The following is a 24567-nucleotide window of genomic DNA, read 5'->3' on the forward strand; positions in this document are numbered from 1 at the left end:
TTAGCTTAACTTAAGCGAAATCTTTTCGTTCTATGGATTTGTTGGTCGTCATAGAATACTTTAGCAATCTTTTCCCGGTTACAACAAATCATTAAATAACAGCCATTTTACAACATTTATAAATTCTGTTATATCTCCGTCATCTGATCAGGTTAAATCAATTGTGCTTATAGCGAAAATTAACGGTAACGAAAGTTGTGAGTTAATTCCGCATCCCCTCTCTTTTTGGCACCTATCCAGGCAGTTGCCCCGTTTGAGAAATTTATCTCACAACCTGGGAGAATATTCCCAATATTTCTACACTTTTTGGGAATGAAACTCCACGTTAAATTTAATTAAGTTTTAGCTAAAACGATTTGCATGTTTAAATCAAGGGTTAAATAATTTGGAACTTAAATTGTTTTTATTCGTATAACGAATACTAATTAATCAATATGAAAAAATTATTTACTTGCCTGTTAATACTGGGTGTTGCAGGTTTGGCGTCATGTAGAAAAGACAGTTCGAATGAGCCGACGCCTGAAGTTCCTGTAGACAAAATTGCCCCTGATGGTTTTGATTTTAAAACCAGCAAAGATGTTAACGTGAATATCACATTGCATACTAACTCAAATCAGCCTATCTCTGGCGTGGTAGTAAGCATTTACGATCCATCAAACACAGCTATTGATGCTGCCATTTTCAGAGGTGTTACTGATGATAACGGTAAACTTACCGGTAAAGTTAACGTACCATCGTACTTAACTCAATTATCAATTGACCCTGCTTACGTAGGTTTAATGCGCTATGCTACTGCCAGCATTAAAGGCAATGCCACTACTGTTGTAATTGGCGGCAAGGATGGTTATTCAGGCGATATCGTTCCTGAAAGTGTTGAGAACGCCATCCGCAACAACAGCCTTGGTACAAACGGTTTAATATCAACTGATTTTGTTTACCCCGGTACTTACACTGCCGCAAACGCATTCACCACCCCAACTAACCTTGGTGAGCCGGTTTACTTGGAAACAACTTCAGATGTTATTGATCCTTCATTATTATCATACGTTAACGCGTCGTTGCCTGAAGGTACTCCCCTAACAATTTCTCACCCTGAGTATCTGGCTTCAACTGCTGTTCAAACAATCAACGTAACTACCAAGTCTGATGTATGGGTAACTTTCGTGTCAGAAGGCGCGGGCTACCGTAACACATTGGCCTATTATACTTACAAAACAAGCACCCCTCCAACTGCTGCCAGCGGTGGTACTTTGTTGGGTGGTATTGATAAGATCACTTACATATTCCCTAATGCTTCGGCATCAGGTTCGGGCGGTGGCCTGGTAAGTGGCGACAAGGTAAAACTGGGTAACTTTGATGCCGGTACATCTATTGGTTTTGTGTTGATACAAGATGCATGGACCGGCTCGGGCGTTAACACCGGTAATACCAAATTCTACACTATGGATAAATTCAATCCTGAAACTACTACTTCATTAAAAAGACACAGTGTAATGCTTTATGACGATGTGCACAAAGTATATGTTTTAGGTTTTGAAGATCAGAACAGGCAAACAGGTGGTTCAGATAACGACTTTAACGATTTGGTTGTTTATGCTACCGCTAACCCTATAACTGCTATATCAAACACAGGTGTTGCTACTATTGATAACGGTGGCGATACTGATGGCGACGGCGTAATTGATGAATTGGATGCTTACCCTAATGATGCTACTAAAGCATACAACAGCTACTATCCATCAGCAAGCACTTATGCACAAGTTGCATTTGAAGATAACTGGCCAACTAAAGGCGATTATGATCTGAATGACCTTGTGGTTAACTATCGCTACTCATTTGTAAGCAACGCTAAAAACCAGGTTGTGAGCATGAAAGGCGAGTTTGTACCAGTAGCTGCCGGTGCATCATTCAAAAATGGTTTCGGTGTACAATTACCGGTAGCCGCTTCGTCAGTATCATCAGTAACAGGCCACAAAATTACAGGTACTTACCTGCAAATGTCATCAAACGGTACCGAGGCTGGTCAAGCCAAAGCGGTTATTATTCCGTTCGATAACCAGGATGCGGTGATCAAAAACGCTGATAACTCATTTTTTATCAATACCATGAATACAAAGGATAAAGTTACCGGTACAACAGTTACTGTTAACGTAACCTTTACTACAGCTATTGATCAGGCTAACCTTGCAGTATCAGCTTTCAATCCGTTCCTGATCAGCAATCAGCGTCGTGGTTATGAGATCCACCTGCCGGGCTTTGCACCAACTGATAAAGTAAACACTAAACTGTTCGGTACGGCTGATGATGCTTCGGCACCTGCAAGCGGTAAATATTATATCTCTACCGAGAACTGGCCATGGGCTATCAGCTATACAACAGCTATACTTTACCCTATTGAGGAAGCTAACATTACTAAAGCTTACCTGCACTTTGCAGACTGGGCAGCATCAGGCGGTACATCATATACCGATTGGTACAGTAGCACTGCCGCGGGTTTCCGTAACACAAGCTTTATATATACCAAGTAATTACTATAACTGACCGATAAGTTCAAGAAGTTGAACGGAATCCCGGCCGCTGGTAACAGCGCCGGGATTTTTTTGTCCATTAAGTGAGCAATTGGTACGCTATTCTGTCCCTTATTTTCCCCAATGGGGAAAATATTTCCTGATTTTTGAAATCCGTTGGCACACCTATTTCGAATATTTAGCTGTAAATGCACCATTTTTTAAAAGTTGGAACTTTTATTGCCTAATGGATTGCATCAACACTAATTAATTTAAAATAATAATGAAAAAGATCTACGCCTTTTTGCTTTTAGGTACATTAGCAGGCATGGCATCATGTAAAAAAGATGCTTCTACAGAACCAAGTCCGGTTACAAACACAGGTGATAAAATCGCCCCAGAAGGTTTCAACTTCAACACTACTAAAGACGTTACAGTTAACGTTACATTACGTACTAACAACGATCAGCCATTGGCCGGTGTAGTAGTTAGTGTATTCAACCCCTCAAATACTGAATCAGCTATCTTCAAAGCGGTAACAGATCAGAATGGTAAAATCAGTTCAAAAGTAACTGTTCCAACTTCAGCTACTGAATTAATAATCGACCCTGCGTACGTAGGTTTAATTCGCAACGCTACAGCAACTATCAATGGTTCAGCAACTACAGCTATCATTGGTGGTAAAGATGGTTTCGGTGGCGATGTTATCGGCAACGCATCAACCGCAGCTTCAACTAAAATCAGCAACTCATTAAAAATTGCTGCTGCTACTAACGTAACTTTGGTTTATCCTACAGGTTACAGCAATTCAGCTGAGGCAGTAGTAAACACTACAAAATATCCTTTCAGCCTTGGTCGTCCAAAATATCTGGAAGAAACAGGTGATGTTATTGACGCTTCATTATTAAAATACGTTAACGCATCATTGCCTGAGAACGTTGCTCTTACTAAATCTCACCCTGAGTATTTAACAAGCAGCGCTACTACAATATTAAAGGTAACAGCTACTTCAGATGTATGGGTAACTTTCGTATCAGAAGGTGCAGGTTTCCTTAACACTTTAGCTTACTACACTTACAAAACAGGTACTACTCCAACTGAAGCTAACATAAGCGATGCGGTTGTAGTATTCCCTAACGCTTCAGCAGTAGGTTCAGCCGGTGGTTTGAACTCTGGTGATAAAGTAAAATTGGGTCGTTTCTCAGCAGGTACATCAATCGGCTTTGTATTATTACAAAACGCATGGACAGGTAAAGGTATATCATTGACAGGTACTAAATACTTCTCAAACGATGCCCTTAACCCTGAAAGCAGCGCAAGCTTAAGAAGACACTCAGTATTGTTATATGACGATGCACACAAATTATTCCTGGTTGGTTTTGAGGATCTTCCACGTGATACTGACTCTGATAACGACTTTAACGACGTAGTATTCTACGCTACTTCAAACCCTGTAGGTGGTATATCAAATGATGGTGTTCAAGACATCGACAACGGTGGTGACACTGACGGTGACGGCGTACTTGACGAGCTTGACGCTTACCCTAACGATGCTACTAAAGCTTACGATAGCTACTATCCATCAGCTACTACTTATTCACAAGTTGCATTTGAGGATAACTGGCCAAACAAAGGTGACTATGACATGAATGACCTTGTTATAAACTACCGTTACAAATTTGTTTTGAACGCTAAAAATCAGGTTGTGAACATGGAAGGTACTTATAATGCAGTAGCATCAGGTGCATCATTCACTAACGGTTTCGGTGTACAACTACCGGTTAGCGCATCAGCAGTATCATCAGTAACTGGTCAAAAACGTACTGGTAATTACTTAACCATGTCATCAAACGGTACTGAATCTGGTCAAACTAAAGCGGTTATCATTCCTTTCGATCAGCAAGGCAGCGCACTTAAAAATGCTGATAACTCATTCTTTATCAACACCATCATGGCTAAAGATAAAGGTACTGTTACCCCGATAGTTGTAACTGTTAACTTTACTTCGCCAATTGATCAGGCTAACTTATTACCATCAGCATTCAATCCATTCCTGATCAGCAACCAGCGCCGCGGTTACGAGATTCACCTTCCAGGTTACGCTCCAACCGACAAAGCTGACACTAAGCTGTTCGGTACTAACGATGATGCTTCAAAACCAGCAAGCGGTAAATACTACTTATCAACTGAAAACTGGCCATGGGCTATCAGCTACAACACTGCTATCCCTTACCCAATTGAAGAAGCTAACATAACTAAAGCTTACCTTCACTTTGGCGAGTGGGCTGCATCAGGTGGTTTGTTATTCAACGACTGGTACAGCACTTTAACAAGTGGCTTCAGAAACACTGCCTTGATCTACACAAAATAATATAGAGAGATTAGTGATTTGTGAGAAATGCATCGTCCTTCGGGTCGATGCATTTTTCGTTTTATAGCTATTTTATAATTTATATTAGAGCGTGATAATTAACCGCGCCGCCTATGTTCAGCACCCTTATTCAGCACATCAGCAAATACGTAACCTTAACTGCCGATGAACAGCAAATACTTACCGAATATTTTAAATATGAAGAAGTTGGCAAAAAGCATTACCTGCTATCAGAAGGTGAGGTATGTAACGAGCAGTACTTTGTAGTGAATGGCTGCCTGCGCATGTACTTCATCAAACAAAACGGTGCCGAACACATTGTACAATTCGGCATTGATAACTGGTGGCTTGGCGATTATATGAGTATCGACACCAAAAAGCCATCCTCATTTTTTATACAAGCCGTAGAGAGATCTCAAATATTAAGGCTCAGCAGCACCAATCAGCAGCGATTGTTGGAACGCGTACCCAAGCTTGAACACTACTTTATGCGTGTGATGCAAAAAGGCTTCGGCGCTTTCCAAATGCGGATATGTTACTTGTTCGACATGTCGGGCGAGGAGCAGTACAACCTGTTTGTCGACCGTTTCCCCGGCTTTGTACAGCGCGTACCACAATACATGCTGGCCTCATACCTTGGTGTTACGCCGGAGTTTTTGAGTAAAATAAGGGGGAAGAAGAAGATTTAGTAGAAGCCCCTCCTAAATGATCCCCAAGGGGGAAGACTTTTAATATCGCTTTAAAATTCTTGTCATTTCGAACGAGGTACGAGGAGAAATCTGTCGCTTTGTAATGAATGCGTGCAGATTTCTCGCTATCGCTCGAAATGACATAAGCATTAGGCACTAAAAAACACGTCATTGCAATGACGCGTTTTTTTTAAGTAACTTAATTACTAAAACAAATGATCAGCACAGCAATGATCGCCAGTATCATCAATATAAAAAGGGTGATCTTAACGGCGCTGTAGGGGCGTTTGCCTATGACCTCGCCGGTGCGGGCATTTACGGTGAACTGGTATACCTTGTTGTTGTAGTTGTAGGCGCTAACCCATACAGGCAGCAAAATATACTTTATGCCGATGTTGTCATAAGCAGTGGTGCTGCTATCAATACGTTGTTCGTCGCCGCCAATGTCACGGCAAATAGCTTCGCGAATGTAGGGATCAATCATATGCTTGGCCATAACCAAGCCGGTTTCGGGAGTGTACTGAAAATTCTCGCACCTGAAACCACTCAGATAACGCTCATCAAAATGATTCAGTTGGTTCAGATCCCAGGGGGCAAGCTCGGTTAGGGTTGCCTCGGGCAACGATTCGCTTGACGGTACCAATACATCATTATAATTGCCTTCAACCGTGCCTGATGCATAGCTCCAGCGGGTTTTACGTACCTGCCGGGTTTGGGTTTGGCGCTTACCATCAACCATAGTGGTGTAGGTTTCGGTGACATAATAGTGGTCGCCGCGCTCGCCTTTGTAGCGGGTCAGGGTATCGGTATCATAACTCCAAAAGGGCATGTATACACCCTTGAGTGCCGATACATTGGCATTGATACTTTTTGATAGGTTTGATGGCGCGAACCATAATCCTTTAAGCCACTTGTTAAAATATGCTACTGCTGTTTTAGTATCAACCTTAAATGGTAGTATGTAATGCGGCCTGATCATCACATCAGCCGACTCAGACACCACCAGCGGAGATGCGCAGAAAGGACATTTATCAGCCGTTGTTCCGTCGTCGAGCTTAGTTTCAGAGCCGCAACCGCTACACTTTACAGCATGCAATAACACTGTGCTGTACAGCTTTTTATTCTCGGTTATATACTGCTCGTAGTCGAGCGCAATAATAGGCACGGCTGATGTTAATATATCTTCATCGGCCCCGCAATGGTCGCAGCGCAGCTTATTAGTGCCGGGTAAAAAATGTGTTGAAGCGCCGCAGCTTTTGCATTTAAGCAAGCCACTAACTTCGGATAGATAAGGTTCGGTACTCATTTATAAAATTAATTATACAAGCGGTGGCGGCGTGTTACCAAACAGGTCGGCCAGTTCATCAACCGATTCGGCCGCGGCCCAGTCGGTCATGCCTTTTTTCCAAACCTTGGTATCGCCGGTTAATTGCTTTTGGTTGATGATGTTTTTCAGTTGATCCAGCGTAGCCGGCCCTTCCGATTTTCCATCAATAGCGATATAATATTGTGTTTCGACTTTTATTGGCGGAGGGCCATCATTTGCCGGAGGTGTGTTATTTACCTGGTTATCCTTAAAAATATTACCTACCTGCCCCATCATGGCAGCACCTACACCCAGGCCCATACCGGCAGCACCCAGATTGCCGCCAATGCTGTTCTCGGCCGATTTTTCGATAGCGTTAGCTGCCTGAAACTGCGCATAAGCCCCCAGGTTGCCGATTATACCCATTTGGGTACGTTTATCGAGCGCGCTTTCCACTTCGGGTGGTAACGATATATTTTCAACCAATAACGATGTAAGTATCAAGCCAATCTCGGTAAGATCAGGAGCAATATTGTTCTTGATGATCACGCCTACTTCATCATAATTAGCGGCCAGATCAAGCACCGGTATTTTTGAGGCTGCAACGGTATCCATACCTCGCGATACTATGATGTTGCGCAACTGCTCGTTAATATTATCTACATTAAAATCGGCACCTGTACCGGCTATCTGCTTAAAAAACGTAGCGGCATCGCTCACCCTGAAAGCATACGAACCAAAGGCACGCAACCTTACCGGGCCAAACTCGGCATCGCGCAGCATAACCGGATTTTTGGTACCCCATTTTTGATTGGTGAACATGCGGGTGCTCACAAAATAAACATCAACCTTAAACGGACTTTGAAAGCCATACTTCCAACCTTGTATAGTGGTTAGTATGGGCATGTTTTGGGTAGTAAGCTCGTACATGCCGGGTTGAAAAACGTCGGCTATCTTGCCCTCGTTAACAAATATGGCCACCTGCGATTCGCGCACCGTAAGCTTGGCGCCCATCTTAATGGCATTATCGTTACGCGGATACTTCCATATCAAGGTATCGTGGGTATTGTCAACCCATTCAATAATATCGATAAGTTCGTTAAGCAATCTGCTGAAAAGTCCCATAAGGTAGTTTTTTGTTTAAATGTAGTGATAAGATTAAAAAACGCGGTATTTGTTACATATCAGGTGTTTTGAGCCCGCAATTTTTCGATTGCGCGTGTGGCATTCTGATCGGCTTTTCTGATCTTATAGTCCATCCATTTATCCTTGAACAATCGGCGCATGGTATTATCAAACCTACGTACCAAAAATATATTATTAAAGCCGCGCAGGCGTTCAACCGGGCGCTCGTTAAGCATACGCAGGCTAACCGAGTAGCCCTCGGTAACATATTTTATGTAATGCCAGTAGCCTGACGGTATGTACAATGTTTCGCCGGGTTGCAGATCGCACTCCCAGCCTTGCAGGTATTGCAGCGCAGGGTAGCGTTCCAAATCAGGCTCGTTCAGGTTGGCTATGCCATGAAAGTTAAAAGGCAGTTTGTATAGCAACGGCGATTGCTCCAGCGAGAAAAGCAGCACCTTTTTAACGCCCTTAAATTGGGTTAAAAATATATGCGACATATCAATATCGTAATGATAACGTACGCTCGATCCCTCGCCACCAAAAAACATATAAGGTAACCATGATACTATGCGGCCGCCGGTAGGGTCGTTATACACCAAATCCTTTTTAAGCTCAGGGTTATGTTGTAATAAGTTGAACAGAAACAGGCGTAATTCGGCCGGGCCTTGCTCTATCATATCCAGGTATTCGCCAAAGGTAGCCTTCATGATAGGCGCACTCGTGGCACGATCATTAAACTCGTTTTCACGACCGTAAAGGTTAACCTTATAATCTCCGGCTATCTCCTTAAAATACTCATAGCTCCACTTTTGCAGCGCGGGGCTATCTTTAACTAAGCTTTTAAATACAACCGGAGTTTTGGTTTGTAAATGAAGTTTTTGAAAATCAGCCCGGTCTATATCGTCAACCCGGGCAATTGGTTTTAGCAACATGGTATCAAATTTACAAATACGGGCTAATTGGCAAAGCCCAAATCATGAGCAATTTAAGGTAAAACAGGGCAACTCCAATATTTTTACCTTATGATGTATATTTAATAATATTTAAAAGATATCGCGCCTGCTATTCAGACTTATTAACGGCTTTAACCCAAACATGCACAGGTATACCGGCAATCATCAGCATAAAACCATAAAATACGGTACGTTCGCCCGCCCCTATAATAGCCCATGCGCAATAAGCGAATGCCAGTAACGCTAACACAATAGCACCGGTAATACCCTGTTTAATATTATTTTTTAGCCTGATAATAATGTATGATGCCATGGTGAACAGGTAAGGCACAAACACCGCGAATACCGACAGCAGCATTAAAAACCTGAACTGCTCTACCAAACCCTTAGTATAATTCATGGCCATAAAAGCTGATACCATTATACTATTGATCACCATACCCACGTAAGGTACACCACGTTTATTTTCGCGGGCGAATATGGTAGGGAACAGGTTATCTTTTGCTATGGATCGGGGTATTTGTCCTTGTATGAGTATCCAGCCGTTAAGGGCGCCAAAAGCGGCTATGGCAATACCGGCACTCACCCAATACCTTGCTGAGCTACCGAACATGATCACCGCGGCATCGGCATAAGGCGTAGCCGATGCTGCCAGTTTTTGCACCGGGATAACACCCATAATGCTGATGCTGCCCAGCAAATAAATTAGCGTAGCAATGCTTAAGCCTAAAACCGTAGCACGCGATACGGTTTTACCGGCATTTTCAACATCGGCTGCGGGTATGGCAGCGCTTTCAATACCCACAAACGCAAACATGGCCAGCGTGGCTGTAGCGTTAATAGCCGCCGATATTGATGTGCCGCTGCTGTTGAACGGCAAAAAGTTATCAAACCTGATAAAAAACAAACCGCCTATAGCCACAACAATCAGCGGGACTAACTTTAGGATAGTAGTAGCCAACTGCAATTTGCCTGATACCACAATGCCGCCGGTGTTTACCCAGGTAAGCAGCCATATAGCAGCCAAGCCTGTGATGATGGATGCCGTGGCGCTGTTGCCCAACATCGGCACAAAAGTACTCAGCGCGCTAACCAGCGATATGGTAATGGCCGCATTGGCGCATGACACGGCCACCCAGTAACACCACGCCACCAGGAAGCCCGCGAAATCGCCGAAGCCGCTACGGGTATAAACGTATGGTCCGCCGGATATCTGCGGCAGCAGCTTGCTCAGGTTACCAAATACCCTGGCCAAAAAATAAGCGCCAATGGCCGCGAACACCCACCCTAACAAACTCACACTTCCGAATGATGCCATTGCCGACGGCATCAGGAATACCCCCGCGCCTATCATGTTGCCTATCACCAGGGAGGTGCTCGTCCATAAACCTAATTTGTTTTTGCTTGCAGCTGATGAGGGCATAAATTGGCAGTGGTGTTTTTAAAGCAAAATAGGTATTTATTTTTTGATATTGAGTATTGATAAACCCCTCCCTGCCCTCCCCAGGGAGGGAATTAATATTACCCCTTAAAATAAATGCACAATCCGTAAATAACCTTTATTACCGGCATCAGAAATGCCCGGAGCAGTACAAGCCTGCCAAAGCACAAACTTTGACCGGGCAGGGCGTAGCCGGCGAGTTTTTGCTTCTTTTGTCTGCACAAAAGAAGTTGAGGATAGGTAATGAAGCGATTTTAAGATAGTGCTATTGTTAGGTGGTTGTGCTTTAACTATCGTTAGTCTGCTCTTGGGCGCAGGGCCCAGTTACTTTACCTTAGATGCAAAGTAACCAAACATCAAGGCAGAAAAAACCTTCCGCCCGCAAGGCCATACTCCCTGGCCCGGTTTTCTGCCAGGCCGACGCTCTTTTTTGAAAAACGTAATTATATTAAAGTCCTCCCCCCTGGGGAGGATTTAGGAGGGGTTACTCTATCACCACCGTTTTATTATTATACACAAACACCCTATCATCAAACACCAGTTTCAATGCTTTGGCTAAAACCGATGTTTCTACTTCTTTACCTGCGGTTACCATGTCGGCGGCGGTGTAGCCGTGGTTAACGGGGATGATCTGCTGAGCGATAATTGGGCCTTCATCCAGTTCGTTGGATACAAAGTGGGCTGTGGCTCCTATCAGTTTAACGCCTCGCTCAAATGCCTTTTTGTAGGGATTAGCACCCACAAATGCCGGTAGAAACGAGTGGTGTATATTGATGATACGCATCGGTAACAAACTGTTGAACCCGGGCGAAAGTATGCGCATGAATTTGGCCAGTACCACGTAATCAGGATCATTCTGCTGAACCAAATCGGTTATCTGCTGCTCGGCCTGTTGCTTGGTTTGGCTCTCGTAGCTTACGTGATGAAAGGGTATATCAAACCTGCGGCATACATCGGCTAAAACATCGTGATTACCTATAACGCATTGTACTTTAGCTCCTAATGTGCCAAAGTAATTACGCACCAAAATATCGGCCAGGCAATGGTACTCTTTGGTAACCAATACCACTATCTTTTTTTCGGGCTGCGGATTGATCTTGACCAGTGCCTCTGGTGGTAAAATGGCATATAGCTCCTGCTCCAGTGCTTCGGTATCGCTTGTATTACCATCTATCTCCAAGCGCATAAAAAACAGGTTTTCGGCAACATCAACATACTCACCTAACGATATGATGTTGTATTGATGCTTGGCCATCAGGGCCGATATAGAAGCCACCAACCCCACGCGGTCGCGGCATTGTATAACAATAATCATAGTGAGGTAAAGGTATATATTTCAAGCATTAATAAAAGCTATTCGCCGTTTAGCGTCTGCCTAAAATAAAATATCGCCCTAAAAAACGAAAGGCCCTGCAATATATAGTTACAAGGCCTTTCAAATTATCAAGAATTATTACTTTTTATCGTCTTTTACCTCTTCGTAGTCAACATCAGTTACTGTGTCTGAGTTGTCGGCTTGTGCACCGGCAGCACCAGCATCAGCACCCGGTTGCTGACCGGCTTCGGCTGTAGCTTTGTACATATCTTCTGAAGCGGCGTTCCATGCGTTGCTCAATTCTGTTTGGGCAACCTCAATGTCGGCCAGGTTTTTAGAAGCATGCGCGGCTTTCAGTTTAGTAAGGCCTTCTTCGATAGGTGCTTTTTTATCAGCAGGTATCTTATCGCCATACTCTTTCAGCTGTTTCTCGGTCGAGAAGATCAAAGCATCGGCACTGTTCAGTTTTTCAACTTCTTCCTTAGCCAATTTATCTGATTCGGCATTAGCTTCAGCTTCCGCTTTCATCTTTTTGATCTCATCATCAGTTAAGCCTGATGAAGCCTCGATACGAATCTTTTGCTCTTTACCGGTAGCTTTATCTTTTGCCGATACGTGTAATATACCGTTAGCGTCAATATCAAAAGTTACTTCAATTTGAGGCACGCCACGAGGTGCTGGTGGAATACCATCCAGGTGGAAACGGCCGATAGTGCGGTTTTGCGCGGCCATTGGGCGCTCACCTTGCAAAATGTGTATCTCTACCGATGGCTGGCTATCAGACGCAGTTGAGAAGGTTTCTGATTTTTTGCTTGGGATAGTAGTATTAGCTTCGATCAGTTTGGTCATTACACCCCCCATGGTTTCAATACCCAATGAAAGCGGAGTAACGTCAAGCAGTAATACATCCTTAACCTCACCGGTTAATACACCACCTTGAATAGCAGCGCCGATAGCTACCACCTCATCAGGATTTACACCTTTTGAAGGGGCTTTGCCAAAGAATGATTGTACCGCTTCCTGAATAGCAGGGATACGGGTTGAACCACCTACCAGGATGATCTCGTCGATATCTGATGTGCTGTAACCGGCATTTTTTAATGCTGTACGGCAAGGCTCAATAGTACGTTTTACCAGGCTATCAACCAATTGCTCAAATTTAGCACGGCTTAATGTTTTAACCAGGTGCTTAGGCATACCGTCAACAGCGGTAATGTATGGCAGGTTGATCTCGGTTTGAGTAGTGCTTGAAAGCTCAATTTTAGCTTTCTCAGCAGCTTCTTTTAAGCGTTGTAAGGCCATAGGGTCTTTACGCAGGTCAATGCCTTCGTCGCTCTTGAATTCGTCGGCCAACCAGTCAATAATAGCCTGGTCAAAGTCATCACCACCAAGGTGAGTATCACCATCGGTTGATTTTACTTCGAATACACCGTCACCCAATTCAAGTACTGATACGTCATGCGTACCGCCACCGCAGTCAAATACCACGATCTTCATATCCTTGTGTGCTTTGTCCAAACCGTAAGCAAGGGCAGCAGCAGTAGGCTCGTTAATGATACGGCGTACTTTTAAGCCTGCAATTTCACCGGCCTCTTTAGTAGCCTGGCGTTGTGCATCGTTAAAGTAAGCAGGTACGGTAATAACCGCTTCGCTCACTTCAGTACCTAAGAAATCTTCGGCGGTTTTCTTCATTTTTTGAAGTATCATGGCCGAAATTTCCTGCGGAGTATAGTTGCGGTCGTCAATAGCAACACGCGGGGTGTTACCTTCGCTAACCACGTTATATGGAACGCGCTCTTTCTCTTTGCTTACTTCAGCAAATTGGTTACCCATAAAGCGCTTTATAGAATAGATTGTTTTGCGGGGATTGGTGATCGCCTGGCGCTTTGCCGGGTCACCCACTTTACGTTCGCCGTTGTCAACAAAAGCAACTACCGATGGCGTAGTGCGCTTACCCTCGCTGTTGGCAATAACCACAGGCTCGTTACCCTCCATTACAGCCACGCATGAGTTTGTTGTCCCTAAGTCGATTCCGATAATTTTAGACATATTGTATGATTGTTATTTCTGTTTGTTAATATTAATTACCCACAGCTATTTATCAATGCGTGTGCCAAATGGCAAATGGCAGTAAAGCGTCAGTTCAGTAGTATTTGATGGATATATTTCGTCAGCAAAAGAAGACAAATTGGTGACAGGATGGCAGAATTGATGCCACTATGAAACGACATTTTATACAAACCAAAAACGCCCGACTGAAAAATCAGCCGGGCGTTTTTACCTTTTAAATTCTGTTATGAATTATTCGCCTTTTTCAGCGTTTTCTTCTTTCTCAGGAGTTGCAGGTGCTTCAGTGGCCGGAGTTTCCTCAACAGTAACTTCAGCTTTTGGAGTTTCTTCAACTACTACAGCTTCTTCAGCTACAGCGGCAGTTTTTGCTTTGCCTGAACCACCACGACGACGTGTTGATTTTTTAGCGGCAGGAGCAGCAGCAGCACCGTAAACTGTGTTGTAATCAACCAGCTCGATAATTGCTACCTCAGCGTTATCACCTAAACGGTTTTCCATTTTGATGATACGAGTGTAACCACCCGGACGGTCAGCTACTTTTGAAGCTACATCACGGAACAATTCAGTAACCGCGTCTTTGCTTTTAAGGTAAGCGAAAACTGTACGACGTGAGTGCGTAGTATCGCTTTTTGATTTGGTGATCAAAGGCTCAACGTAAATACGCAGTGCTTTTGCTTTAGCCAATGTAGTTGTGATGCGCTTATGCAGGATAAGCGACGAGGCCATGTTGCTCATCATCGCTTTGCGATGACTGTCGGTGCGGCCTAAGTGATTAACTTTTTTACCGTGTCTCATTTTGTTGTTTGTTGTGGCACGTGCATACCGTTGGGCGGCGTGTTATCGTCAAGCCCTCGGAATTATGCCTATTGTTTGATTTGAGATATTAGATGTGAGATTTGAGATAAACTCGCCGCTACAATCCAACAGCCCGTTGTTAATTATTAAAATGTTAGATATAAAAACCGAGAAAAATCTCACATCTCATATCTAACATCTCTTATCTGAATTTTATTCTTCGTCCAGCTTGTATTTAGCCAGGTTCATGCCGAAAGAAAGACCTTTTGATTTAACCAGGTCCTGAATTTCAGTTAATGATTTTTTACCGAAGTTACGGAACTTAAGCATATCAGCCACATCGTATGATACCAGATCAGCCAGGCTGCGGATGTCAGCAGCTTTTAAGCAGTTCAAGGCACGTACTGACAGGTCAAGATCAACCAGCTCGGTTTTAAGGATCTTGCGCATGTGCAGAATTTCCTCGTCAACCTCTTTGGTTTCTTCTTTAGCCTGAGCCTCCAGCATCATGTTCTCGTCAGAGAATAGCATGAAGTGTTGGATTAATATCTTAGCAGCTTCTTTAAGCGCGTCTTCCGGGTGTATAGAACCGTCAGTAGCAATGTCAAGAACCAGTTTCTCGTAGTCGGTTTTTTGCTCAACACGGTAGTTCTCAATAGTGTACTTAACGTTTTTTATCGGAGTGTAGATTGAATCGATAGCGATAACACCTACGTTAGCATCCGGGTTTTTGTTCTCTTCGCTTGGTATGTAACCACGGCCTTTACCTACGGTCAGTTCCACTTCAAGTGTTACTGATGAATCCATATTGGCTAAAACCAGGTCAGGATTAAGTACGGTAAAGTTGTTTGAGAATTTAGTGATATCGCCAGCCTTAAAGCTATCCTGACCGTTTATGATCACAAATATTTTTTCGCTGTCGCCAGATTCGCCGGTTTTCTTGAACCTTACTTGTTTCAGGTTAAGGATGATCTCGGTTACATCTTCAACAACTCCTTTTATGGTTGAAAATTCATGCGTAACTCCTGAAAAACGAACAGAAGTGATAGCAAAACCTTCTAACGATGAAAGTAATATACGACGCAGAGCATTACCTATGGTTACACCGAAACCTGGTTCTAAGGGACGGAATTCGAACGTACCTTCAAAATCAGTCGATTTTTGCATGATAACCTTGTCCGGTTTCTGAAATGCTAAAATTGCCATTTATATCCTTTTTTTAGTTTCTAATTGTATTTAAACAGACGTGAGATATACAGTATGAGATATGAGTAATTAATTAAAAACCCATATCTCATACTATATATCTCAAATCCTATATCTTATTTAGAGTATAACTCGACGATCAAATTCTCTTTGATGTTCTCAGGAATTTCATCGCGGTTTGGATAGTTAAGGAACTTACCAACTAATTCGTTAGCATCCCACTCTAACCAGCTATATTTATTGATCTTGCGACCGGCAACTGAATTGCTGATCGCCTCAAGAGATTTTGATTTTTCACGTACGGCAACAATATCACCTGCTTTTAATGAGTATGAAGCGATGTTCACAACTTCACCGTTAACAGTAATGTGTTTGTGGCCTACTAACTGGCGTGCAGCTGAACGTGTAGGCGCGATACCTAAACGGTATACAGCGTTATCTAAACGTGCTTCCAGGAATTTCAACAGGTTTTCACCAGTGATACCATCTTTAGCTGAAGCGCGGTGGAAAAGGTTTTCGAACTGACGCTCTAATACACCGTAAGTGTATTTTACCTTTTGTTTCTCTTGCAACTGAGTTGAATACTCAGATTGTTTTCCTCTTCTTTTTGAGGCACCGTGCATGCCTGGAGGATAGTTCTTTCTTTCTAACGCTTTATCCGGACCGAAGATCGGCTCACGGAAACGGCGTGCAATTTTGGATTTTGGTCCTGTGTACCTTGCCATTGTGTGTTGTTTTAAAGTATCATGCAGCCTGAAGCTGCTGAATCTTAGCTTTAAAAATTGTGTTAATTAAACTCTTCTTCTTTTTGAAGGACGACAACCGTTGTGCGGAAGCGGGGTAATATCTTTTATTGTGGTTACTTCGATACCTGTAGTTTGCAGGGTACGGATAGCTGATTCACGACCAGAACCCGGGCCTTTTACAAATACTTCTACCTTACGTAAACCTAAGTCGTAAGCAACTTTACCGCAATCGGCAGCAGCTTGTGACGCAGCGTATGGAGTGTTCTTTTTTGAACCTTTGAAACCCATTTTACCAGCTGATGACCATGATACAGCCTGACCATTTTTGTTGGTAAGGGTGATGATAATGTTGTTGAAAGTTGCATTGATATGCGCCTCGCCAACCGGCTCAACAACTACAATACGCTTTTTGGTTACTTTTTTGCCTTTAGCCATTTTATTTTTAAGTTTTTAGATATGAACTTTGAGATGTGAAGCTCACTGCCTCATTTCAAATAATTCCTACCCTATTCTTTAATCCATTAGATGTGCATGTGTGAGAAACTCACATCCCTCACATCTAACATCTTAATTCTGTTTATTACTTAGTAGCTTTTTTCTTGTTAGCAACTGTCTTACGTTTACCTTTACGGGTACGTGAGTTGTTTTTAGTACGCTGACCACGCAGAGGTAAACCTTTACGGTGACGGGTACCACGGTAACAACCAATATCCATTAAACGTTTGATGTTAAGTTGTACTTCTGAACGAAGCGCACCTTCAACCTTAACCTGGTCATTGATGATACCACGGATAGCGGCTAACTGATCGTCAGTCCAATCCTGTACTTTAATGTTTACGTCGATACCTGCTTGATCCAAGATATCCTGAGCGGTTGAACGGCCGATACCATAAATGTAGGTAAGACCGATAACGCCTCTTTTGTTTTTTGGTAAATCAATACCTGAAATCCTTGCCATATTTGTAGTTTTCCTTTTTACACAACAACCGACCGGCGGCTACCGATGTGCAATTGTTGCCAATTTCTTTTTTTATTAACCTTGACGTTGTTTGAACTTAGGGTTCTTTTTGTTGATAACGTAAAGTTTACCGTTGCGGCGGATGATTTTGCAATCAGCACTACGCTTTTTAATTGATGCTCTAACCTTCATCGCTTTATTATTTATATCTGTAAGTGATCCTACCTTTTGTCAAATCGTATGGGCTCATCTCCAGCTTCACCCTGTCGCCAGGAAGAATCTTGATGTAGTGCATACGCATTTTGCCTGATATATGCGCTATAATCTCGTGACCGTTCTCCAATTCAACCCTGAACATCGCGTTTGACAATGCTTCTTTTATTGTGCCGTCCTGCTCGATCGACGATTGTTTAGCCATACTTTATTGATTTCTACTTAATTACCCGCCCTAAAAGCGGGACGCAAAATTAATAAATTTTTTTTAATTATTATTTTTTTCTTTCAAAACATTATCAATATATGAAAATGTTGAAAGTACATCGGCTTTGCCCTTCTTTACAGCCACCGTATGCTCGTAATGTGCTGATGCTTTACCATCTACTGTTGATACCGTCCAGCCATCATCCCAAAACTTGATACCTGCACGGCCGGCGTTTATCATGGGTTCAATAGCTATCACCATACCTTCTTCCAGTTTGATGCCTGAGCCTCGTTTACCATAGTTAGGCACTTCAGGCTTTTCGTGCAGCTCAAGGCCAACACCATGCCCTACCAATTCCTTTACTACGCCAAACTTGTGGTTTTCGGCATGCTCCTGTACAGCATAGGCAATATCACCAATACGCATACCGGTAACGGCTTTTTCAATACCTCTGTCTAAACACTCACGCGTTACACGCATTAGTGTTTTAGTGGTTTCATCAACCTCACCTATAGCGAAGGTAAAGGCCGAGTCGCCATAGTATTTATTCAGGATCACACCACAATCAACCGATACCAGATCGCCCTCAACCAACACATGCTTACTCGGAAAGCCATGCACAACCTGATCGTTCAGTGAAATGCAAAGCGAATAAGGGAAACCGTGAAAGTTAAGAAAGGCGGGGATACCGCCGTTATCTCTGATATAAGTTTCAGCGAGGTTGTTAAGCTCAAGCGTTGTAACACCGGGCCCAATCACCTTTGCCACTTCGGCAAGGGTTTTTGAAACCATTTGTGCACTGGCGCGAATAAGCTCTATCTCCTCGGCAGATTTGTAGTGGATCTTAGGCATCAGTAATTAAATAGCCGGAGGTACAGTGCCCGGTGCGGCAGGTACTGCCGAACGGCCTTTTATACGTCCTGTTTTCATCAGGCCATCGTAATGGCGCATTAGTAAATGGCTTTCTACTTGTTGCAGGGTATCTAACACAACACCTACTAAGATGATAAGCGATGTACCGCCAAAGAAACGGGCGAACAAGCTGTTCACACCTACACTGCTTGCCAGCGCCGGTATAATAGCTATAATAGCCAGGAATACCGAACCCGGAAGGGTGATCTTTGAAATTACATCATCAATATAATCGGCCGTGGTTTTACCAGGTTTAACACCCGGTACAAAGCCTCCGTTCTTCTTCATATCATCAGCCATCTGGTTAGGATTAACCGTGATAGCCGTGTAGAAGTAAGTGAACAGGATGATCAGTACCGCGAACAATATATTGTGCGACCATGAGTTGTAGTTAGCTAATGACATTAAAACGCCATTAGTTGCTGTGCTCGGGAAAAACTGCGGGATGGTTGCAGGTATGAACATCAACGCCTGAGCGAAGATGATAGGCATTACACCGGCAGCATTCACCTTTAACGGGATGTACTGGCGCACGCCACCATATTGTTTATTACCAACAATACGTTTAGCGTACTGTACCGCAATTTTACGTGTACCCTGCACGATCAGGATAGTGAACATCACCACCAGGATCAATGCAACGATCTCGATAATGAAGGTTACCAAACCACCTGCACCTGTAGTACGAGAATTAAACTCTGTACCAAAAGCACCCGGCAATTGAGCGATAATACCCACCATGATGATCAATGATATACCATTACCAATACCTTTATCGGTAATTTTTTCACCAAGCCACATCACAAACAAGGTACCTGCGGTTAATACGAATACGCTGATCAGCGTGAAGTAAGGCTCATCTAAAAGCTTTGCTTCCTGGTTGATCTGCGATTTTACGTAACCGATAGCCTGCAACGCTGTAATAGCGATGGTCAGGTAACGGGTCCACTGGTTGATCTTGTTGCGGCCGCTTTCGCCTTCTTTTTGCATTTTGGCAAAATACGGTACCGCTATACCCAACAATTGCACCACGATAGAGGCCGAAATGTACGGCATCACACCCAGTGCAAAAATAGAAGAGCGGGAGAACGAGCCTCCCGCAAACATATTCAATAAGCCTAACAAACCTTCTTTAGCGGTTTCGTTGCTGATAGCAGCAGCGTCAACACCCGGAAGGATGATAAAAGAACCTACACGGTATATCAAAAGAAATAAGAGCGTGTTTATAATACGCACTCTTAGATCTTCTATTTTCCAGATATTGGAAAGTGTGGTGAATAATTTCTTCATTGAAATTTACAACTTAACGATTGTACCGCCTGCTGCTTCAATAGCTTTTTGGGCAGAGGCAGAAAATGCATGCGCTTTAACTTCTACTTTGGCTTTAAGTTCGCCACGACCAAGGATCTTAACCAGGTCATTTTTTGAAACTAAACCATGCTCTTTCAGTGTATCAAAATCAATTGTTGCAATTGAATATTGATCAACTAAACCTTGTAATGCATCAAGGTTAACGCTTACGTACTCAACACGGTTAGGGTTTTTAAAACCTACCTTTGGTACACGGCGCTGTAATGGCATCTGGCCACCTTCAAAACCAATTTTAGTGCTGGTTCCTGAACGTGAGCCGGCACCTTTGTGCCCGCGAGTTGAGGTACCACCACGGCCTGAACCAGTACCCCTGCCTATTCTCTTTCTGCTTTTGGTAGAACCAGCAGCAGGTTTAAGATTACTTAAATTCATGATATTAAATGCTTTCTATTGCTACCAAATGATTAACTTTTCGAACCATACCGATAATAGCCGGAGTAGCTTCAACCTCAACGCTATGGTTAATTTTCTTTAAGCCCAATGCTTCAATGGTCCTTTTTTGGCGCTCACTTCTATCGATCACGCTCTTAATCTGAGTTATTTTGATTTTTGCCATGATGATTATCCGTTAAATACTTTGCCTAAATTAACACCACGGTGCTGAGCCACGGTATAAGCATCACGCAGTTGCGCTAATGCTGATACGGTTGCTTTAACCACGTTGTGCGGGTTTGATGAACCTTTTGATTTTGCCAATACGTTATGTACGCCAGCGCTTTCTAATACCGCACGCATCGCACCACCGGCAATAACACCGGTACCGTTAGCAGCAGGTTTTATGAAAACAAAACCGCCAGAGAATTTACCTATTTGCTCGTGAGGTACAGTACCGTTAATGATAGGCACTTTTACCAGGTTCTTTTTCGCATCATCAATGCCTTTAGCGATAGCTTCGGTAACCTCTTTTGCTTTACCTAAGCCGTAACCTACAACACCGTTCTCATCGCCCACTACCACAATGGCACTGAAGCTGAAAGTACGGCCACCTTTGGTTACTTTAGCCACACGTTGTATGCTTACCAGGCGATCTTTTAATTCGATCTCGCTGGTTTTTACTCTTTTTATGTTGATTGTTGACATCTCTCGTTTGTATTAAAAGTTTAAACCACCTTCACGTGCACCGTCAGCCAGTGATTTAACACGGCCGTGGTACAAATAACCATTCCTGTCAAACACCACATCTTTAATACCAGCGGCAACTGCTTTCTCGGCAACTAATTTACCTACAGCGGCTGATTGATCTGATTTTGTACCGTTAGCTGAAAAATCTTTTGATAAAGATGATGCTGATACAAGTGTTTTACCGGTTACATCGTCAATGATCTGAGCGTAAATACCTTTATTGCTTCTGTACACTGACAAGCGCGGACGCGCTGAAGAACCTGAAATGCGTTTTCTGATTCCTCTTTTTATTCTGTCTCTTCTTGATAATTTACCTGCCATGACGATTATTTTTTAGATGCTGATTTACCTGCTTTTCTGCGTAATACTTCGCCTACAAACTTGATACCTTTACCTTTGTATGGCTCTGGTGCACGTAACGAACGTATTTTAGCCGCAACCTGGCCGATCAATTGTTTATCGATCGATTCAAGGATGATGGTAGGGTTTTTACCCTTTTCAGCGGTGGTTGTAACCTTAATTTCTTGTGGTAACTCAAAAATGTAGTGGTGAGAATAACCCAAAACTAAATCTAAAGTATTACCTGTGTTGGTGGCACGGTAACCCACACCCACTAATTCCTGCTCAACTTTGTAACCAGTGGTTACACCAACAACCATGTTATTTAAAAGCGCGCGGTATAAACCGTGTAACGCTTTGTGACGTTTTTGGTCAGACGGGCGTTTAACCAGTAACTGTCCGTCTTCCTGCTCAACAGTGATATCTTTATCAACTGCCTGCTGCAATTCACCTTTAGGGCCTTTTACAGTAACAACGTTATCTGCCGATACGGTTACAGTTACGCCTGAGGCTATTGCTATAGGTGCTTTTCCTACTCTTGACATTGCTTAATTTCCTCCTATTAATAAACGTAGCATAAAACTTCGCCACCAACATTGTGCTGACGGGCTTCCTTATCCGTCATCACACCTTTTGATGTTGACAGGATAGCGATACCTAAACCATTTAATACACGTGGCATACTTGAAGTACCTGCGTATTTTCTCAAACCTGGTTTACTGATACGCTGAATGCTGCGGATAGCAGAAATTTTAGTTATCGGGTGGTATTTCAAAGCCACTTTGATAGTGCCTTGAGGACCTACTTCCTCAAACTTGTAATTAGCGATGTAACCTTTGTCGAAAAGCACTTTCGTGATTTCCTTTTTCAGATTTGATGCAGGAATTTCAACAACCCTATGGTTGGCTTTAATAGCATTCCTTACTCTTGTAAGATAATCTGCGATTGGATCTGTATTCATTTTTGTTTGTTATGATGGTGGTTTCCTACAGCCACCGCGGCTGCCGACCTTCCATCGGTTAGTCTTTATTCATTATGAGTAGTGAGCAGTAAATGGTGAGTTGCAAAGTATATCACTCACAACTCACCATTTACTGCTCACAAATATTACCAGCTTGCTTTTTTAACACCCGGTATCTGGCCTGCTAATGCCATTTCGCGGAATGTAACACGCGAAATGCCAAACTGGCGCATATAACCACGAGGACGGCCGGTTAACTTGCAACGGTTGTGCAGTTTTACCGGTGATGATGCTTTAGGTAATTTATCTAAAGCGATCCAATCACCTGCTTCTTTCAAAGCAGCCCTTTTTTCAGCGTATTTAGCTACTAATTTAGCACGTTTAACTTCACGCGCTTTTACACCTTCTTTAGCCATTATTTTGATTTTTAAATGGTAATCCAAATTGTTTCAGCAACTCCAGAGCTTCAACATCGTTGGTAGCTGAGGTTACAAAGGTAATATCCATACCTTGGATTTTATTGATTTTGTCAATATTGATCTCAGGGAAGATAATTTGCTCAGTAATACCTAAAGTATAGTTGCCTTTACCGTCAAAACCTTTATCGTTGATGCCTTTGAAATCGCGGATACGCGGTAAAGCAACAGCAATTAAACGATCAAGGAATTCGTACATGGTGTTATCACGTAAAGTAACACGTACACCTACAGGCATACCTTTACGTAACTTAAAGTTTGAGATATCCTTTTTTGATTTTGAAGATACTGCCTGCTGGCCGGTAATGGTAGTTAACTCAGTGATAGTGTTCTCGATAAGTTTTTTATCGGTAGTAGCACCACCAACACCCTGGTTAATAGCAATTTTTTGCAGCTTCGGAACCTGCATAACGCTTTTGTACTGAAATTTATCTTTCAGCGCGGTACGGATCTCCTCTTTATATTTCGATTTTAATCTCGGTGTGTAAGTCATTACTTAATTTCCTCCCCTGATTTTTTTGCTACTCTAACCAGTTTACCTGCGTCATTAAGCTTACGGCCTACGCGGGTGGTGTTACCTGTTTTAGGGTCAACCAGCGCCAGGTTTGAGATATGAATTGCAGCTTCTTGTTTAACGATACCGCCGTTTGGATTTGCAGCGTTAGGTTTTGTGTGTTTTGACACCATATTGGCACCTTCAACCACAGCCCTGTTTTTTGCTGTAATCACTTCAACAATTTTACCTTGTGATCCTTTTGAATCACCGGCTATAACCTTTACCAGGTCGCCCTTGCGGAGCTTTATTTTGCCGGTTTGTGCTTTTACTTTATTATATGCCATGTTACAATACCTCCGGTGCTAATGATACAATTTTCATAAATTGTTTCTCACGCAGTTCTCTTGCAACCGGGCCAAAGATACGGGTACCTCTTGGCTCGTCCTGGTTATTTAACAAAACAGCTGCGTTATCGTCGAAACGGATATATGAACCATCTTTACGACGGATCTCTTTTTTAGTTCTTACTACTACGGCTTTTGATACGGTGCCTTTTTTTACGTTTCCTGAAGGAATTGCGCTTTTAACGGTAACAACGATCTTGTCACCAATTGAGGCATATCTTTTACCGGTACCACCTAATACGCGGATCACTAAAACTTCTTTAGCGCCGCTATTATCGGCTACGTTTAATCTTGATTCCTGTTGTACCATGTTATTTAGCCCTTTCTAAAATTTCAACTAATCTCCAGTTCTTATTTTTGCTCAGGGGGCGGGTTTCCATAATTAATACGGTATCGCCAATACCACAGGTATTCGTTTCATCATGAGCCATAAACTTGGTAGTTTTTTTCACGAACTTACCATAGATTGGGTGCTTTACTTTACGCTCCACGGCAACTACAATAGATTTCTCCATTTTATTGCTAACTACCAAACCGGTACGTGTTTTTCTTAAATTTCTTTCCATTTTTTCCCGACGTT

General features: G+C 42.9%; 29 protein-coding genes. 3 read left to right on the forward strand and 26 right to left on the reverse strand.

Annotated features, from left to right (window positions below):
- Positions 1-434 precede the first annotated feature (434 nt).
- From IM792_RS09760 to IM792_RS09770, 3 genes are all read left to right on the forward strand, one after another.
- Entirely contained in the window at positions 435-2528 is a 2094-nt protein-coding gene (locus IM792_RS09760; RefSeq protein WP_194101667.1) for an LruC domain-containing protein, read from the forward strand.
- Positions 2529-2790: 262 nt separating this feature from the next.
- A complete protein-coding gene (locus IM792_RS09765; protein ID WP_194101668.1) occupies positions 2791-4878 on the forward strand; it encodes an LruC domain-containing protein in 2088 nt (695 codons plus the stop codon).
- Positions 4879-4991: 113 nt separating this feature from the next.
- Entirely contained in the window at positions 4992-5567 is a 576-nt protein-coding gene (locus IM792_RS09770) for a Crp/Fnr family transcriptional regulator (protein ID WP_194101669.1), read from the forward strand.
- Positions 5568-5766: 199 nt separating this feature from the next.
- On the opposite strand, the gene IM792_RS09775 is transcribed toward IM792_RS09770, so the two are convergent.
- The 26 genes from IM792_RS09775 to rpsQ form a co-directional block, all read right to left on the reverse strand.
- Positions 5767-6873: a hypothetical protein gene (locus IM792_RS09775; protein WP_194101670.1), complete on the reverse strand. Its 1107-nt coding sequence runs from the start codon at positions 6871-6873 to the stop codon at positions 5767-5769.
- A gap of 12 nt (positions 6874-6885) precedes the next feature.
- A complete protein-coding gene (locus IM792_RS09780) occupies positions 6886-7998 on the reverse strand; it encodes an SPFH domain-containing protein (RefSeq protein ID WP_194101671.1) in 1113 nt (370 codons plus the stop codon).
- A 59-nt stretch (positions 7999-8057) separates the two neighbouring features.
- On the reverse strand, positions 8058-8933 hold the full coding sequence (locus IM792_RS09785; protein WP_194101672.1) for a cupin-like domain-containing protein: 876 nt from the start codon (positions 8931-8933) through the stop codon (positions 8058-8060).
- Positions 8934-9063: 130 nt separating this feature from the next.
- Positions 9064-10377 (reverse strand): amino acid permease, encoded by a 1314-nt coding sequence (locus IM792_RS09790; RefSeq protein ID WP_194101673.1) that lies wholly within the window; start codon positions 10375-10377, stop codon positions 9064-9066.
- Positions 10378-10879: 502 nt separating this feature from the next.
- Positions 10880-11710, reverse strand: a complete 831-nt coding sequence (purU, locus tag IM792_RS09795; protein ID WP_194101674.1) for a formyltetrahydrofolate deformylase — start codon at positions 11708-11710, stop codon at positions 10880-10882.
- A gap of 138 nt (positions 11711-11848) precedes the next feature.
- Positions 11849-13759: a molecular chaperone DnaK gene (gene dnaK, locus IM792_RS09800; RefSeq protein WP_194101675.1), complete on the reverse strand. Its 1911-nt coding sequence runs from the start codon at positions 13757-13759 to the stop codon at positions 11849-11851.
- A 252-nt stretch (positions 13760-14011) separates the two neighbouring features.
- A complete protein-coding gene (gene rplQ / locus IM792_RS09805; protein ID WP_194101676.1) occupies positions 14012-14575 on the reverse strand; it encodes a 50S ribosomal protein L17 in 564 nt (187 codons plus the stop codon).
- A gap of 213 nt (positions 14576-14788) precedes the next feature.
- The gene (locus IM792_RS09810; RefSeq protein WP_194101677.1) at positions 14789-15781 is read right to left on the reverse strand and encodes a DNA-directed RNA polymerase subunit alpha; all 993 of its coding nucleotides are present in this window, start codon (positions 15779-15781) and stop codon (positions 14789-14791) included.
- 116 nt (positions 15782-15897) lie between these two features.
- Complete coding sequence (gene rpsD, locus IM792_RS09815; protein ID WP_194101678.1) at positions 15898-16506, reverse strand: 30S ribosomal protein S4; 609 nt, start codon at positions 16504-16506, stop codon at positions 15898-15900.
- A 66-nt stretch (positions 16507-16572) separates the two neighbouring features.
- Positions 16573-16962 carry a 30S ribosomal protein S11 gene (rpsK, locus tag IM792_RS09820; protein ID WP_194101679.1) on the reverse strand — a complete coding sequence of 130 codons (390 nt, stop codon included), beginning with the start codon at positions 16960-16962 and terminating at the stop codon, positions 16573-16575.
- Between the two features lie 145 nt (positions 16963-17107).
- A complete protein-coding gene (gene rpsM, locus IM792_RS09825; RefSeq protein WP_194101680.1) occupies positions 17108-17485 on the reverse strand; it encodes a 30S ribosomal protein S13 in 378 nt (125 codons plus the stop codon).
- Positions 17486-17560: 75 nt separating this feature from the next.
- Positions 17561-17677, reverse strand: coding sequence for a type B 50S ribosomal protein L36 (ykgO, locus tag IM792_RS09830; RefSeq protein WP_022833269.1), 117 nt, complete (start codon positions 17675-17677; stop codon positions 17561-17563).
- Positions 17678-17684: 7 nt separating this feature from the next.
- The gene (gene infA, locus IM792_RS09835; protein WP_074487406.1) at positions 17685-17903 is read right to left on the reverse strand and encodes a translation initiation factor IF-1; all 219 of its coding nucleotides are present in this window, start codon (positions 17901-17903) and stop codon (positions 17685-17687) included.
- A gap of 63 nt (positions 17904-17966) precedes the next feature.
- Positions 17967-18758, reverse strand: a complete 792-nt coding sequence (map, locus tag IM792_RS09840) for a type I methionyl aminopeptidase (protein ID WP_194101681.1) — start codon at positions 18756-18758, stop codon at positions 17967-17969.
- A 6-nt stretch (positions 18759-18764) separates the two neighbouring features.
- The gene (gene secY / locus IM792_RS09845) at positions 18765-20108 is read right to left on the reverse strand and encodes a preprotein translocase subunit SecY (RefSeq protein WP_194101682.1); all 1344 of its coding nucleotides are present in this window, start codon (positions 20106-20108) and stop codon (positions 18765-18767) included.
- Positions 20109-20114: 6 nt separating this feature from the next.
- Positions 20115-20561, reverse strand: coding sequence for a 50S ribosomal protein L15 (gene rplO, locus IM792_RS09850; protein ID WP_194101683.1), 447 nt, complete (start codon positions 20559-20561; stop codon positions 20115-20117).
- Between the two features lie 4 nt (positions 20562-20565).
- A complete protein-coding gene (rpmD, locus tag IM792_RS09855) occupies positions 20566-20745 on the reverse strand; it encodes a 50S ribosomal protein L30 (protein ID WP_194101684.1) in 180 nt (59 codons plus the stop codon).
- Positions 20746-20750: 5 nt separating this feature from the next.
- On the reverse strand, positions 20751-21269 hold the full coding sequence (gene rpsE, locus IM792_RS09860) for a 30S ribosomal protein S5 (RefSeq protein WP_194101685.1): 519 nt from the start codon (positions 21267-21269) through the stop codon (positions 20751-20753).
- 12 nt (positions 21270-21281) lie between these two features.
- Positions 21282-21632: a 50S ribosomal protein L18 gene (gene rplR / locus IM792_RS09865; RefSeq protein ID WP_194101686.1), complete on the reverse strand. Its 351-nt coding sequence runs from the start codon at positions 21630-21632 to the stop codon at positions 21282-21284.
- A 5-nt stretch (positions 21633-21637) separates the two neighbouring features.
- Positions 21638-22195, reverse strand: coding sequence for a 50S ribosomal protein L6 (gene rplF / locus IM792_RS09870; RefSeq protein WP_194101687.1), 558 nt, complete (start codon positions 22193-22195; stop codon positions 21638-21640).
- A 17-nt stretch (positions 22196-22212) separates the two neighbouring features.
- Positions 22213-22611, reverse strand: coding sequence for a 30S ribosomal protein S8 (rpsH, locus tag IM792_RS09875; protein WP_194101688.1), 399 nt, complete (start codon positions 22609-22611; stop codon positions 22213-22215).
- Between the two features lie 146 nt (positions 22612-22757).
- Positions 22758-23027: a 30S ribosomal protein S14 gene (rpsN, locus tag IM792_RS09880; protein ID WP_127704053.1), complete on the reverse strand. Its 270-nt coding sequence runs from the start codon at positions 23025-23027 to the stop codon at positions 22758-22760.
- Complete coding sequence (gene rplE, locus IM792_RS09885; RefSeq protein WP_194101689.1) at positions 23020-23580, reverse strand: 50S ribosomal protein L5; 561 nt, start codon at positions 23578-23580, stop codon at positions 23020-23022. Before rplE ends, rpsN begins: the two co-directional genes overlap by 8 nt.
- Positions 23580-23927 (reverse strand): 50S ribosomal protein L24, encoded by a 348-nt coding sequence (gene rplX, locus IM792_RS09890; protein ID WP_228085011.1) that lies wholly within the window; start codon positions 23925-23927, stop codon positions 23580-23582. Before rplX ends, rplE begins: the two co-directional genes overlap by 1 nt.
- A 1-nt stretch (position 23928) precedes the next feature.
- On the reverse strand, positions 23929-24297 hold the full coding sequence (gene rplN, locus IM792_RS09895; protein ID WP_067059744.1) for a 50S ribosomal protein L14: 369 nt from the start codon (positions 24295-24297) through the stop codon (positions 23929-23931).
- Position 24298: 1 nt separating this feature from the next.
- The gene (gene rpsQ, locus IM792_RS09900) at positions 24299-24553 is read right to left on the reverse strand and encodes a 30S ribosomal protein S17 (RefSeq protein WP_127704050.1); all 255 of its coding nucleotides are present in this window, start codon (positions 24551-24553) and stop codon (positions 24299-24301) included.
- Positions 24554-24567 lie beyond the last annotated feature (14 nt).

This window comes from Mucilaginibacter sp. JRF, from assembly GCF_015223065.1.
Classification (GTDB): Bacteria; Bacteroidota; Bacteroidia; order Sphingobacteriales; family Sphingobacteriaceae; genus Mucilaginibacter.

Excerpts from the sequence above, each read along its gene's own strand:
- IM792_RS09760 (WP_194101667.1), top strand. The coding sequence starts at position 435 with ATGAAAAAATTATTTACTTGCCTGTTAATACTGGGTGTTGCAGGTTTG.
- IM792_RS09765 (WP_194101668.1), top strand. The coding sequence starts at position 2,791 with ATGAAAAAGATCTACGCCTTTTTGCTTTTAGGTACATTAGCAGGCATG.
- IM792_RS09770 (WP_194101669.1), top strand. The coding sequence starts at position 4,992 with ATGTTCAGCACCCTTATTCAGCACATCAGCAAATACGTAACCTTAACT.
- IM792_RS09775 (WP_194101670.1), bottom strand. The coding sequence starts at position 6,873 with ATGAGTACCGAACCTTATCTATCCGAAGTTAGTGGCTTGCTTAAATGC.
- IM792_RS09780 (WP_194101671.1), bottom strand. The coding sequence starts at position 7,998 with ATGGGACTTTTCAGCAGATTGCTTAACGAACTTATCGATATTATTGAA.
- IM792_RS09785 (WP_194101672.1), bottom strand. The coding sequence starts at position 8,933 with ATGTTGCTAAAACCAATTGCCCGGGTTGACGATATAGACCGGGCTGAT.
- IM792_RS09790 (WP_194101673.1), bottom strand. The coding sequence starts at position 10,377 with ATGCCCTCATCAGCTGCAAGCAAAAACAAATTAGGTTTATGGACGAGC.
- purU (WP_194101674.1), bottom strand. The coding sequence starts at position 11,710 with ATGATTATTGTTATACAATGCCGCGACCGCGTGGGGTTGGTGGCTTCT.
- dnaK (WP_194101675.1), bottom strand. The coding sequence starts at position 13,759 with ATGTCTAAAATTATCGGAATCGACTTAGGGACAACAAACTCATGCGTG.
- rplQ (WP_194101676.1), bottom strand. The coding sequence starts at position 14,575 with ATGAGACACGGTAAAAAAGTTAATCACTTAGGCCGCACCGACAGTCAT.
- IM792_RS09810 (WP_194101677.1), bottom strand. The coding sequence starts at position 15,781 with ATGGCAATTTTAGCATTTCAGAAACCGGACAAGGTTATCATGCAAAAA.
- rpsD (WP_194101678.1), bottom strand. The coding sequence starts at position 16,506 with ATGGCAAGGTACACAGGACCAAAATCCAAAATTGCACGCCGTTTCCGT.
- rpsK (WP_194101679.1), bottom strand. The coding sequence starts at position 16,962 with ATGGCTAAAGGCAAAAAAGTAACCAAAAAGCGTATTGTAGTTGTTGAG.
- rpsM (WP_194101680.1), bottom strand. The coding sequence starts at position 17,485 with ATGGCAAGGATTTCAGGTATTGATTTACCAAAAAACAAAAGAGGCGTT.
- ykgO (WP_022833269.1), bottom strand. The coding sequence starts at position 17,677 with ATGAAGGTTAGAGCATCAATTAAAAAGCGTAGTGCTGATTGCAAAATC.
- infA (WP_074487406.1), bottom strand. The coding sequence starts at position 17,903 with ATGGCTAAACAATCGTCGATCGAGCAGGACGGCACAATAAAAGAAGCA.
- map (WP_194101681.1), bottom strand. The coding sequence starts at position 18,758 with ATGCCTAAGATCCACTACAAATCTGCCGAGGAGATAGAGCTTATTCGC.
- secY (WP_194101682.1), bottom strand. The coding sequence starts at position 20,108 with ATGAAGAAATTATTCACCACACTTTCCAATATCTGGAAAATAGAAGAT.
- rplO (WP_194101683.1), bottom strand. The coding sequence starts at position 20,561 with ATGAATTTAAGTAATCTTAAACCTGCTGCTGGTTCTACCAAAAGCAGA.
- rpmD (WP_194101684.1), bottom strand. The coding sequence starts at position 20,745 with ATGGCAAAAATCAAAATAACTCAGATTAAGAGCGTGATCGATAGAAGT.
- rpsE (WP_194101685.1), bottom strand. The coding sequence starts at position 21,269 with ATGTCAACAATCAACATAAAAAGAGTAAAAACCAGCGAGATCGAATTA.
- rplR (WP_194101686.1), bottom strand. The coding sequence starts at position 21,632 with ATGGCAGGTAAATTATCAAGAAGAGACAGAATAAAAAGAGGAATCAGA.
- rplF (WP_194101687.1), bottom strand. The coding sequence starts at position 22,195 with ATGTCAAGAGTAGGAAAAGCACCTATAGCAATAGCCTCAGGCGTAACT.
- rpsH (WP_194101688.1), bottom strand. The coding sequence starts at position 22,611 with ATGAATACAGATCCAATCGCAGATTATCTTACAAGAGTAAGGAATGCT.
- rpsN (WP_127704053.1), bottom strand. The coding sequence starts at position 23,027 with ATGGCTAAAGAAGGTGTAAAAGCGCGTGAAGTTAAACGTGCTAAATTA.
- rplE (WP_194101689.1), bottom strand. The coding sequence starts at position 23,580 with ATGACTTACACACCGAGATTAAAATCGAAATATAAAGAGGAGATCCGT.
- rplX (WP_228085011.1), bottom strand. The coding sequence starts at position 23,927 with ATGGCATATAATAAAGTAAAAGCACAAACCGGCAAAATAAAGCTCCGC.
- rplN (WP_067059744.1), bottom strand. The coding sequence starts at position 24,297 with ATGGTACAACAGGAATCAAGATTAAACGTAGCCGATAATAGCGGCGCT.
- rpsQ (WP_127704050.1), bottom strand. The coding sequence starts at position 24,553 with ATGGAAAGAAATTTAAGAAAAACACGTACCGGTTTGGTAGTTAGCAAT.